We start from the raw sequence: 11,809 nt of genomic DNA on the forward strand, positions 1-11,809 counted from the left end.
CTATTGCCTCACCTGAATTAACACATTTTTCTCGCGCTCACCTGAGCCAAGAAACGAATACCACCCCAAGGCCACACTATCCTGAGAGTCCAATCGAAGTACGGGGACTTCTTTCTCATCCATAGAGAGCTCCAAGTCATAAGCCATCTGCTCTCGCAAGACGAATTCCACCAACTTACACAGGGGTTGAAACTCCTTCCCGATCGGCAGAAAATCTGCAAATCGCTCGCGTGACAGTCCTTTAATACAAATCACAAATTTACCGTTACAATCCATCACCGATTCACCGATGACGGTGTTCATCCCTAAGTTGCCATTTTGCTGACCAAGGGAAAGTTGCTGCGACGGGTCAATCATCACCCTGCGCTTTTCCCACTGCCGGATGCTGACATCTTCCAAATCAAAGCAGTGGGCAATAATCCCCGCAACCACTTGCGGAGAACGACTTCGTCCCGCCAGTACACCCGCGTAAGCGAGCATTTTGCACCAGTTGATTGGTGTATCGCCCCTTAAATCAGGATCAGCCAATCCGACGAGCGCAAATAATTGTTGTGAAAACAGGTCCTGCGCGTCGTCCTGAAAACGCACGTAATAACGATATTTACGCCAGATTCGATAGACCAAATTAATCAGGCGGTTATTGAAAAAATCCAGAAAAGGACGTTTGAATCCGCCCGGATCTTCAACTGCCAACTGCTCAAGAATGAAGCCGGGTAACGGAGACTGCGATCCGGTCAAACCAAAAAAGTTGGTTTGTAAAATCAAATGTTCGTCATCAAACTGGGTCAAATCCTTCACATCAGCAGGCGAGAACCCCAAGCTGGGATTCGCACTGAATATCAGGCGACAAACTCTTTCCCAATCTTCATCTTCCGGATTTGAACACTGAAGTTTTTGTAACAATTCCACCAGTTGGAAGAAATTGTACGACCTCACCTTATCCGGTATTGGTATGAGCGCTTGCTTTTTTTGAGCTGAATCTATATCAGCGGCTGCATCCCTGTCCGGGTTCCCCATGAGTATTTCTCGTTATTACTGACGTTGACCAAAATCAGTTCATGAAATGAATTGATGTTGGCATACAAAGCAAAAAAGTGGCTCAACACCCGACCAAACAGATAAAGATCACCTTCCGAACCAAAACAGCTCTGATCAATATGAATCTCGGATTGCAAACCACGTACAGGAAGCCCTCTTAATAATTTGTCTATGGGCTTCGATTCTATTTTGATGATGCCTTCCAAACGCTTTTTCGCCACACGCTCGGCCTGACGGTCAACAAGAGCGCGGAAGTCATAAATTCTAAGTACACTGCTCAGTGCATCTTTCGAAAGCAGCGACAGATAATTCAATGATAAATTTGAAATTAACCCCCACAGCAAGCTGCCATCCAAAACCGGACGCAACGGCTGAGTCGGTGCAATAATATTTTTGAACGTCACATAGTCGGGCGAGGTGTCTGTTGATTGACAGATATCTCCGACCCCAAGCTCAATCGGTAATAATCGATTGGTACAGGTCAGTTGAATCGAAATCGCTTCATCGACATCGACCGAGAGCGTTTCATCCCCACGGATAAACGACATAAAGGTGTCGAAGCCATCATTACGCTGACTATCTTTGACGCGTGAACGGTAGTAGAGCACTTCGCGGTGTCTGGCTCTTTCAACCTGATGCTGAAAACTTTCAAATGGGTGATAAACGCGTTTTTCACCACGAATCCGTTGACTATCCTGCGTTTTATCCTGCCAGCCATAAACGCCGTCGATACTGAATACTTCATAGTGTGACGGATAACGACTCGATGGAATCACGCGATATTCAGACTGCTTACCGGTCAAGTCAATTGGATCCGCATCATGCTCGAACAGGTTAATAATCGGCACACAGTAAAGTTGGAAACTGCTCTGATTAATCCGCACATCTGTCGGGAGTGTTTTCGAAAAATGAATGCGGAGCGTCATTTTGCCACGCACTGATTTCGGCAACACTTTATCCAGTGCATGAATATCAAAGAAGTGGAAAGCCTCCGGAAATGACAGATACTCCTGTAAAATCCGATATCCTTCATACACATTTTTCGGGTACGGCAACAGTGCATCTTCACCGGCAAAACCAACCGACTGAAGGGCATCCCGCGGAATACTGAACTCAGTCCCATTGACGTCGATGACCATTTTATCCAGATGGTGATGAAGCCACAGGTACAGCATTTGTGCGCTATACAGCTCGCCACCAAGATAAAAGCGTAAACTGTCAACCAACGCTTCTCCGACAGACATCTCGCCTTTCATCGCTAAATTGATATCAACGGTACTCGATTCTCGCGTGTGGTGAGAGGTAATATCCTCAATCACCAAAGGGTAAACTGCGACGTCACGACATGTCCGGAAATGACATACCGTGCCTAAGACTTTCTCTGCACTATCAAGTTGAATACCTGCGCGGACAATCTGCTTCTCACTGACTTTCGATTCCGGCTGGAATGCAACAATACTCATGCTCGGAACAGGCCGAAGATAGTTCGGCCATAGCATGTTAATAATCGAATGCGTCAGCTCAGGAAACTCATCTTCAACTTTTTCACGCAGGCGTGCTGTCAGGAATGCAAAACCTTCCAGTAGGCGTTCAACATCCGGGTCGGTCACCTGACCGTGAAGAAAACGAGAAAGCTGGGGATGGATTTCAGTGAAACGCTTCCCCTGCTCTTTCAAAAATGAAAGTTCTTCTCGAAAGTACTTATCTTGTGCCATGTATCAATACACTCGATATTGACGGTTTTGATCCAATAACAGATTCAGTTTTACCGTGTCATGAACAGCACTGCTATTCACTTCTGCGGTGATCCGAAATCTCAGTGATAATGGGTTCAAATCGTCTCTTTCTGACGTCACCACAATATCTTTCAATCGTGGCTCATATTTTCTCAAACAGTCCTTAATCGCCATGCGGATTCTGACAGCCAGATCAAGTGTTTCCAGTGTCGCATCGTTAAAATCGACGAGACCCAGCTCAGGGGCGCTCTGCGCTTCCCCCAGCCGAGTATTCAGAACATTGGAAACGTTCCGCTTGATCGAATTAAGCACATCGTTTGCATCTGGGCCCTGAGTCAAAGACCGGGGTCTTTCGCCGGCTTCCAAACGTTCAAAGAAGCCGACGCCAAATGCAACCTCTTCAGGCGCAATATAAGACATATTACTGATCTAAACGGCCAACGAGTGACAGTTCAAAGTTCGCACCCATGTACTTGAAGTGTGGGCGAACTGCCAGCGATACCTGATACCAGCCTGGGTTACCTTCTACATCGGACACTTCAATGCGTGCAGCACGAAGTGGACGACGACTACGAACGTCTGCCGGTGGGTTTTCCTGATCAGCAACATACTGTTTGATCCAACCATTCAGTTCACGCTCAAGATCTTGTCTCTCTTTCCATGAACCGATCTGTTCGCGTTGCAATACTTTGATGTAGTGCGCGAGACGGTTGATGATCATCATGTAAGGGAGCTGAGTACCCAGCTTGTAGTTGGTTTCTGCTTCTTTACCTTCTTTCGTATTCGGGAAGATTTTTGGCTTCTGAATCGAGTTGGCAGAGAAGAATGCTGCATTGTCGCTGCCTTTACGCATCGTCAGTGCAATGAAACCTTCTTCTGCAAGTTCAAATTCTTTACGGTCAGTGATCAGCACTTCCGTTGGAATCTTCGCTTGTAAAGCACCCATTGTTTCAAAAACGTGGACCGGTAGATCTTCAACCGCACCACCACTTTGAGGACCAATGATGTTCGGACACCATCTGTATTTTGCAAAGCTATCGGTCAAACGCGTTGCAAATGCAAAGGCGGTGTTACCCCACAGATAATGTTCGTGAGATTCACGGACACTTTCCTGATAGTTAAAGGTTTTGATTGGGTTTTCGATTGGATCGTAAGGTACACGCAACAAGAAACGTGGTGCAGTCAGACCCAGATAGCGTGCATCTTCAGATTCACGCAGAGAACGCCACTTGGTATATTTCGGACTTTCGAAGATCGATTTCACATCTTTGATATTAGGAAGTTCTTCAAAAGAGTCGATACCAAAGAATTCAGGACCTACACTCGAAATGAACGGTGCATGAGCCATTGCGCCAAGCGCGCCCATGTACTGAAGTAGTTTCATATCCGGTGTAGATGGTGTGAACGCATAGTTGCCGATCATCGCGCCTGTTGGTTCACCACCAAACTGGCCATAACCAGAAGAATAAACCTGCTTATACAAACCCGATTGAGAGATTTCCGGTGCAAACTCAAAATCTTCCAGCAGTTCTTCTTTAGTGACATGGATGATGTCAACTTTGTTGTTTTCCCTGAAATCGGTACGGTCGACGAAAAGCTTCAGTCCACGCCATGCCGATTCCATTTGTTGGAATTTTTCATGGTGAAGGATCTCATCCATTTGCGCACTGATTTTTTTATCCAGCTCAACCAGCATTTGGTCAACCAGTGATTTATTGACTGGTTCTGATTCTTGGCTCGAACCAATCAGGTTTTCGATAAACGCGGCAACACCTTTTTTCGCGATATCATAACCTTCTTCATTCGGCGCAAGACGTGTTTGAGCCATAATTTCATCTAACAGGCTGAGTTCACCAGCCTGGGGACTTTCTAGTACCGTTTCTTCTGTAGCAGACATTAATCAAGTTCCTATGACAATAAGTTAAAAAACACCAAAAGTATTGCGTCTATCGTTACTCTTGAGGTTCTTTTTCTTCAGACCCGCCGACAATATCCAGTTCAGCAAGGAGCTTTTCACGAGACTCTTCAGATGCGATCAGGGCTTGTAAGCGCTCTCTGAATGCGGGGATATTTCCTAAAGGACCTTTTAAAGCAACCAAGGCTTCACGAAGTTCGATCAGCTTATTCAATTCCGGAACCTGAGCCGCAACTGAATCTGGGGCAAAATCTTGCAACGACTTAAAGCTCAGTTCGACTGGTAACTCAGCATCAGGGTCATCACCCAATTTATTTTTTACAGTTGCGCTGATTGAGAGGTTACTCTCACGCATCACTGACTCGAAGTTGTTCTTGTCAACAGAAACAGATTGACGATCCTCAACCGGTGTTTCTTCCGTATGACCTTTAAAATCACCAACTACTAATGTTTTGAGTGGTAATTCAATTTCGGCCTGTTGATCCCCTGTCGCAGGAACATATTTAATATTAATGCGCTCTTTCGGAGCGACACTACCTTCTTTAGACATATCAAGTCTCCAATACCTATGCCAATAGTCGTTGCTTGCGTATATTCATTTCACCAGCAAAACGGTATCTGAGCAGAAATAATATTCTGGCTCAGACATGAGAACACGAATCACATTCGCATCAATTAAATAAGTAAAAACATCTACTTATTTAATAATGTTTTCAAATCGATAATATTACATTTGAATTCAACCAATTATTAACTCCCCCTTATTTTATTTAAGGGAATAAATAAAATACTGTGTCTTATTTATAAATCCCAATAAGTGTCGTGATTATAAAAGGTTACCTTTTCTTTATAAGTGTCTGTAATCTTTTGGGCACGCTCAATATCCGGGGGCGTCATCTCATTGGTAATATCAACAAAAAATTGTTCCATTGATTTATGTAAACTGGTCAGCCGATCGCTGCCGGCATAATCCAGATAAAGCTCAGAATAAGCACGGGCTTTAATCAAGTCTTCATCGACAAACCGATAAGATGATGCTTCACCTGCATATATTTTCGCGACCACGGCCAGAGATGTCAGATCACCGGCATCCAATGCCCGCTTGCGCCATTCAAACGCTTTCTTAAAATCGCCGCGACCTTCATATAGTTCAACACATGCTTTCATCGCCGGGATAAAATGATGTTCCGCTGCATTACGATAGTTGGTATAAATCCCAGTCGAAAATCTTGTTTCCGTATATAACTGATTAATATCATCAAGTGATCTTCTGGAATTATCCATCCATGCCAGCGGATAACTGTAATCCATCGCACGTTGTAAATAGTATTCAGACTGATCCGGGTCAGTTTTTTCATAGTAAAGCGACAGATAATAAACAGCTTTTGCAGGTTGTGTCGCTGCGAGTCTGACCAAACCATCATGGTAGCGTTTATGCCATGACTGTCGAATCGTGGTCCGTAACCAAGTGCCATGTTGGTACAGATAATTCATCGCGTGCAAATTACCCTGATTTGCCGCCTGCTCAACATACTCTCTGACAAGCCGAGGCGTCCGGATGGTCGGATTATATTCCGACAACTCTATCGCATATAAATAAGCAGCATCCGCATCGCCTTTGTCAGCAGCATATTGTAGATAATGCCGTGCTTCTTCATTTTTAAACTGTGCACGCAGCAAACGTCCCTTCTCATAAGCCTGAGTCGGCGTCAAAAAATTAATATCATAATCATACTTTTGCTGATTTGCCTGCTGGTCGGATTCCGGCATCTGAATCGAAACACGATTCAAGTCGTCATTATCTATATTCTCATGACCTAAACGCTCATGACCTAATCTGTCACGACCCAAGTTTTTATGACCGGTGGCATATGGATTTTCATCAATTGTCACCGCCGCCTCAGGATTCACAACGTCGTCTGCCATAACAGCGTTGCTGCAAAAACCGAGCACAAAAGTACTGAGCAAAAATACCTTATTTTTAGCCGATATTAACACTGCTACCACCTTGTAAAGCACCACCACAACTGATCGGGTCACCAGCACGAGCAGCGGGCTTCCCATCAACCATTACCGTTCCTGAACCTGCTGCAATAGAGCGTCCATGAGGTGGATGTTTCGGCTTATCATGTGGCACAAGAGGGTCGCCTTGCCGAGCCGCAGGAATACCATCATATTTAACGGTTCCTGACCCTGCAGTGACAGGAGTAGGAGGAAAGCCATCATGATCAGAACCTGTATTACCAACGACGATTCCGTTTCCCATTATTATGCCTCTGTTGTTAGCTGATAAACGTGTAAATTAATGCAAAACCAGTTGAATGATCACCATATTTTGCCGGCAACTACTTAGAATCTATCTATTTTATTTATTCTTGCCGATTATTTTTTATTCAGTCGGGCAATATCTTGCCTATCTCAAGCAATATCTTGCCTAATTGGTTAAATAATTTTCTCTTATATTGACAAAATAATCTAGTGCAGGATATCTAAAAACATTTTTATTATTTAATAATTTTTCATTTACCGCAGAAGATCACAAAACAACCTAAGGCTAGATGTCAGACAGATTACATTCATGATAGAGACCAATAATTTGCATAGAATTTTCACAAAAAAGTTTGCACTCTGACAACAAAAACGTATAATAATCGGTTTTTCTACAAAAAATACCCAAGTTTTCTTGAATTAGAGAAATAAAATAAGTCACACCACATATAATCAGATCATAAAAATATGATATCGATTCCATTTTTAATACAAGTTGAATGAGTCAAATATTTATTTTACTCATGCAAAAATATCCAAAACTCATATTTTCATGAGTGATATTCCAAATTTTTAATCAATAATATATTAAAAGTGCTCAAATTATATTCACCCACTCTATAACTGGTCATATCAGTTCTATTGATATAAAAAAAATGAATAACACAACGTATAAAAATATTGCGTGTAGCGATAAAGTTCAGAGCACTCGATCCACCAAGTTTAATGATCCTCAGGCCGCTTCTTAGAAATGTCGAGCAACATGGATAAACTGACTGAACAGTCCTCTGACCTTTAAAATAAGTGATGATGAGCTTGTTTTTATACCATGAACTTATCCATATTTTTTGTATTGTTTTTTATGCATCATATTGATAATGTTTCGACGATTTACCCATAATAAAAACTGAACTGATATGCATGAAATAATTCATATTTTTCCGGAATCCTAACAGGCGGAGTGGCTTTATGTTCAATCGAACTTGGCGAAATACCTCAAAAAAACAATCCCTGAATCACGAACCCCCAGTCAAAGTAAAAGCAATCTCAAGCCATGAGATTGGTGTCAATCAATTAAAAGAAATGAGCTTCCATGCCAGTGCCACAACACTTGTTCTCGCCTATGTGTCACCACACCTTCCTTTCGAAGCGATTTCAAGAAAATTAAAAGAGGCGATGCCTTTTGCAAAACATGTCGTGTCGATCATGAGTGCAGGAGAGCTGGGCGGGCGGGATAAGAAAGGGCTCTACCATGCCACACCGCAAAGCTGGGATAATATTGTCATCCAAAGCTTCAGTGAGCAGGTATTCCAAGCCATTTCTATCGCTGAAGTGCCTCTTTATTGCGAAGATATCAAAAGTGGTCAAATCAAGTTTACCCGCCAAGACCGGATCGCACGAATTCAGAATGAAATCAAAAAAGTTAACCTTGATTTTCCCGTCAGCTACCTTGATACCGTGGCACTGACGTTCTTTGATGGTCTCTCTTCTTCTGAAAATTTCTTTGTACAAGCCCTCTACCAGTCTGATTGTTTTCCCTGCTACTTTATTGGTAGCTCAGCCGGCGGCAAACTGGATTTTGGTCAGGCCGATGTTGCCTTAGACGGAAAAATCCTGACCAACAAAGTCTGTTTGGTGTTTGTGAAACTGGCACCCGCCATTCGCTATGGCATCTTAAAAACACACAACTTTGAAGCGACGTCAACTCACTTTACGATTGCAGAAACAAACGCCGCCACGCGCACTGTGCAAACATTCCTTGATGAATCGACGATGACACTCCAGTCCCCCCTATCGATGTTATGCCGACATTTTGCTTGTCCCCCATCCGAACTGGAGTCCGTGCTTGAACAATATAGTTTCGGGGTAAAAATTGGCAACGAAACGTATATCCGCTCAATTGCCAATATTAACGATGAAGATGAAACCATCAATTTCTTCTGCGACTTTTCATTCGGTGACAAATTATATCTGATGAAAGCAAAAGATTTCTCAGAATCAATCCAGCGTGATTATGCCGCATTTCAGCGTGGTAAGCCGCGAGACCCCATTGCGATGCTCGCAAACGACTGTATCCTGCGTCGCTTACATAATGGCCCTTCGCTCTCTGCCGTGCATAATTTTGACCATATTCCTGCGGTTGCCGGATTCAGTACATTCGGTGAATTTTTGGGGCTGCATCAAAATGAGACGCTTACCGCGCTTTATCTGTATCAAGTGCACGAAGGGGAATCATTTCACGACGAATACACCAATAACTTTCCCATTTACTACAGCCACTTCAAAGCCTATTTCTTACAGAATGAATTGCATAGTTTGAAGAAAGTCGCTTCACTGCAACAGACCACGATCCGGGACTTATTCCGCTACAAGGAACTATTGGAACGGATGCTTCAAAGCTTACAGAACGTCGCATCTTACGCCAAAGACACCTCAGACGTACTCCAAGATGTTCAGACACAGTTTTCCGGACTCTCCAGTGAAATGAGAAAACAAGCTGAGCATAGTCAGGAACTCCAGCAGTATGTTGAAACCTTGAAAACCAATTCAAGCAAGATTCAGGATATTCTGGATGTCATTGATGGGATAGCCGAAAGAACCAACTTACTGGCACTCAATGCTGCGATTGAGGCCGCCCGAGCCGGAGAACAAGGACGAGGATTTGCCGTCGTTGCCGATGAAGTGAGAAACTTATCCCAAAGTACCCAAAAAAGCCTCAGTTCTACCGGAGAGACGGTGAACAATCTCTATTCTTCAATCGATGCCATCAAAGATGTCATTGAAACAACCGTTGCCCTGATGGAACATGTCAATAACGCTTCACTCGACCTGAATGAAGAAATGAGCAAGATGTTAACCCTGTCCAACGAAGCTTCTTCCAGCATTGAAGAAAGCATCAACGATATCAATGAAGTTCAGTCTGAACTGGCTCAAATTGATCAGAACGTTCTGACCATCACACGGTTGACCGAATCTCAAGCCCAGTAATGCAAGTATGTGGCATCATTTCTCCTCTGCAGATAAATGGTGCCAGCCCATGGACCCGGAAAAATATCATTCCCCCGCCCGAGGGAATCCGGTAAAATTGCGCTTTGTGCATGAAAATGATCCATTGAGGAAATAAGGGAATAGATGGCGACAATCATTGATGTCTGTAAAGCGGCCGGTGTATCAAAAGCGACCGTCTCCCGAGTGATCAACGGTAGCCCGCAAGTCAAAGAGAAAACCCGGATACGGGTACTTGATGCGATGAAATCATTGGGATTTCAACCAAACGTTCTGGCACAAGCCTTAGCAACTAACACCTCAAACACGATTGGGCTTATCCTGCCTCACTTTGATAGTTATTACTTCGGTTCAATCTTGAAACAGACCGCGCAAACGCTCCAAAAATCCCAAAAAAAACTGTTTGTCATGGAAAGTCATAACAGTGAAGCCGGAGAAATTGAAGCGCTGAATACACTCGCGCTTCAACGCTGTGATGCCATCATGATCTACAGTCGTTATCTCAGCGAAACTCAGCTCGTCCACTATCAAGAACAGACACAACGACCGCTGGTTGTCTTAAACCGCAGTTTATCCACACAGCAGTTGGTCAGTTTCAGCTTTGACCAATACCAACTCGGTTCGCTTGCGGTAGAACATCTGTTGCAACTCGGCCATCGTAACATTGTTTGTCTGACCACACCGTTGAACAATCAAACTGGCCAGCTTCGATTACAGGCTTATCGCGATCACCTCGCTCAACACAATATTCCAGTGAATGAAGCCTTGATCATCGAGGGGAAAAGCACCCATATCTGGGGATACTCCGCCGTTATGCAGTTGTTGGATCAGGGGCAAACATTCAGTGCCATCTTTTCTTGTAATGACGACATGGCTCTCGGAGCGATCCGGGCGTTACATGAACGAGGGCTTTCGGTGCCTCAGGATATCTCCGTGATGGGTATCGATAATGAGCCAGCGGCATTTTATTCTATCCCGAGCCTATCTACTGTCTCTCTGCCTATCGAACAACTCACCATTGATGCAACCAATCTGGCGATTAACATGGCCAATAAGATCACCAGTACGCCGCAGCATTTCGAATATTTCGGCGCACTGGAACGACGGGAATCAACACTCCCCCTCTCATAATCCATGACTTGTGATTACTCATCCGTATACCGCCCCCACCGTCGCTCATATCTGATGCAGGCGCACTCGTTAATGCCCCGCAGCCACACAAACATATATTGATGACACTGACATGGTCTTAACCCAAAATTAACCTTTATATGATAAGCAGATATAAGTCAATAGAATGATTCCTCTATCTCACATATCAAGTGTGACTAAGTTCAAAAAACTTGAAAGTAACGAACGAAATTATGTTATCGAAGTCACACTTATTTCGGCTCATAATCACTCCCGACATAACGAAATAATAAATGAACCAACAACGAATATGGGTGAGATTATGAAAAACCAACTATCACTAGCTGCCGTTACTGCAATTGCAACGCTACTTTCAGCCAATGTATTTGCATCTGAATCACAATACGACATGAATATCTATACGCTACCGGATCAAGCGATTGTCAAAGTGACTGAAAACGGCCAACCTGTCAGCCAGGTTCCTGTTGAAGTTGATGGTGGCAGTCAGCACCAAACATTAATGACTTCTGCGCACGGTACTGTCATTGTAGAAAACAATGAAAACCATTCCCGTAGCTTCAAGATTAGTGTCAATGAACCAAACGGTGAACAAATCGTTACTCATCGTTTTATTTCAGTACAACACTAATCCAAATCGATACTGTCCATAGGGCTTTCGAGCCCAACCTAAGCAACAGGGGAGCGCCGCTCCCCT

10 protein-coding genes are annotated in these 11,809 nt (G+C 43.8%); 3 read left to right on the plus strand and 7 right to left on the minus strand.

Annotated elements, in window-relative coordinates:
- The 7 genes from tssG to MKS89_RS20620 all read right to left on the minus strand — a co-directional run bounded on the left by tssG (position 1) and on the right by MKS89_RS20620 (position 6,955).
- Positions 1 to 1,017 carry a type VI secretion system baseplate subunit TssG gene (tssG, locus tag MKS89_RS20590; protein ID WP_072963208.1) on the minus strand — a complete coding sequence of 339 codons (1,017 nt, stop codon included), beginning with the start codon at positions 1,015 to 1,017 and terminating at the stop codon, positions 1 to 3.
- Entirely contained in the window at positions 981 to 2,753 is a 1,773-nt protein-coding gene (tssF, locus tag MKS89_RS20595) for a type VI secretion system baseplate subunit TssF (RefSeq protein ID WP_072963205.1), read from the minus strand. The genes tssG and tssF overlap by 37 nt, the downstream gene beginning before the upstream one ends.
- Before the next feature lie 3 nt (positions 2,754 to 2,756).
- On the minus strand, positions 2,757 to 3,194 hold the full coding sequence (gene tssE / locus MKS89_RS20600) for a type VI secretion system baseplate subunit TssE (RefSeq protein ID WP_072963202.1): 438 nt from the start codon (positions 3,192 to 3,194) through the stop codon (positions 2,757 to 2,759).
- Position 3,195: 1 nt separating this feature from the next.
- Positions 3,196 to 4,671 (minus strand): type VI secretion system contractile sheath large subunit, encoded by a 1,476-nt coding sequence (gene tssC / locus MKS89_RS20605; RefSeq protein WP_072963199.1) that lies wholly within the window; start codon positions 4,669 to 4,671, stop codon positions 3,196 to 3,198.
- 55 nt (positions 4,672 to 4,726) lie between these two features.
- Positions 4,727 to 5,239, minus strand: a complete 513-nt coding sequence (tssB, locus tag MKS89_RS20610; protein ID WP_072963197.1) for a type VI secretion system contractile sheath small subunit — start codon at positions 5,237 to 5,239, stop codon at positions 4,727 to 4,729.
- A 251-nt stretch (positions 5,240 to 5,490) separates the two neighbouring features.
- Positions 5,491 to 6,615, minus strand: coding sequence for an SEL1-like repeat protein (locus MKS89_RS20615; RefSeq protein ID WP_077316159.1), 1,125 nt, complete (start codon positions 6,613 to 6,615; stop codon positions 5,491 to 5,493).
- Positions 6,616 to 6,670: 55 nt separating this feature from the next.
- Positions 6,671 to 6,955 (minus strand): type VI secretion system PAAR protein, encoded by a 285-nt coding sequence (locus MKS89_RS20620; protein ID WP_072963195.1) that lies wholly within the window; start codon positions 6,953 to 6,955, stop codon positions 6,671 to 6,673.
- 971 nt (positions 6,956 to 7,926) lie between these two features.
- On the opposite strand from MKS89_RS20620, the gene MKS89_RS20625 reads away from it, so the two are divergent.
- The 3 genes from MKS89_RS20625 (at position 7,927) to MKS89_RS20635 (ending at position 11,743) form a co-directional block, all read left to right on the plus strand.
- On the plus strand, positions 7,927 to 9,945 hold the full coding sequence (locus MKS89_RS20625) for a methyl-accepting chemotaxis protein (RefSeq protein WP_072963192.1): 2,019 nt from the start codon (positions 7,927 to 7,929) through the stop codon (positions 9,943 to 9,945).
- Positions 9,946 to 10,089: 144 nt separating this feature from the next.
- Positions 10,090 to 11,094, plus strand: a complete 1,005-nt coding sequence (locus MKS89_RS20630) for a LacI family DNA-binding transcriptional regulator (RefSeq protein ID WP_072963190.1) — start codon at positions 10,090 to 10,092, stop codon at positions 11,092 to 11,094.
- Positions 11,095 to 11,416: 322 nt separating this feature from the next.
- Positions 11,417 to 11,743, plus strand: a complete 327-nt coding sequence (locus MKS89_RS20635; protein ID WP_131814955.1) for a hypothetical protein — start codon at positions 11,417 to 11,419, stop codon at positions 11,741 to 11,743.
- The last annotated feature ends 66 nt before the right edge of the window (positions 11,744 to 11,809 follow it).

Origin of the sequence: Vibrio gazogenes (assembly GCF_023920225.1) — a bacterium.
GTDB classification, from domain to species: domain Bacteria; phylum Pseudomonadota; class Gammaproteobacteria; order Enterobacterales; family Vibrionaceae; genus Vibrio; species Vibrio gazogenes.

What these genes read in the sequence shown, in the direction of transcription:
- tssG (WP_072963208.1), bottom strand. Translation starts at nt 1,017, where the DNA reads ATGGGGAACCCGGACAGGGATGCAGCCGCTGATATAGATTCAGCTCAA.
- tssF (WP_072963205.1), bottom strand. Translation starts at nt 2,753, where the DNA reads ATGGCACAAGATAAGTACTTTCGAGAAGAACTTTCATTTTTGAAAGAG.
- tssE (WP_072963202.1), bottom strand. Translation starts at nt 3,194, where the DNA reads ATGTCTTATATTGCGCCTGAAGAGGTTGCATTTGGCGTCGGCTTCTTT.
- tssC (WP_072963199.1), bottom strand. Translation starts at nt 4,671, where the DNA reads ATGTCTGCTACAGAAGAAACGGTACTAGAAAGTCCCCAGGCTGGTGAA.
- tssB (WP_072963197.1), bottom strand. Translation starts at nt 5,239, where the DNA reads ATGTCTAAAGAAGGTAGTGTCGCTCCGAAAGAGCGCATTAATATTAAA.
- MKS89_RS20615 (WP_077316159.1), bottom strand. Translation starts at nt 6,615, where the DNA reads ATGGCAGACGACGTTGTGAATCCTGAGGCGGCGGTGACAATTGATGAA.
- MKS89_RS20620 (WP_072963195.1), bottom strand. Translation starts at nt 6,955, where the DNA reads ATGGGAAACGGAATCGTCGTTGGTAATACAGGTTCTGATCATGATGGC.
- MKS89_RS20625 (WP_072963192.1), top strand. Translation starts at nt 7,927, where the DNA reads ATGTTCAATCGAACTTGGCGAAATACCTCAAAAAAACAATCCCTGAAT.
- MKS89_RS20630 (WP_072963190.1), top strand. Translation starts at nt 10,090, where the DNA reads ATGGCGACAATCATTGATGTCTGTAAAGCGGCCGGTGTATCAAAAGCG.
- MKS89_RS20635 (WP_131814955.1), top strand. Translation starts at nt 11,417, where the DNA reads ATGAAAAACCAACTATCACTAGCTGCCGTTACTGCAATTGCAACGCTA.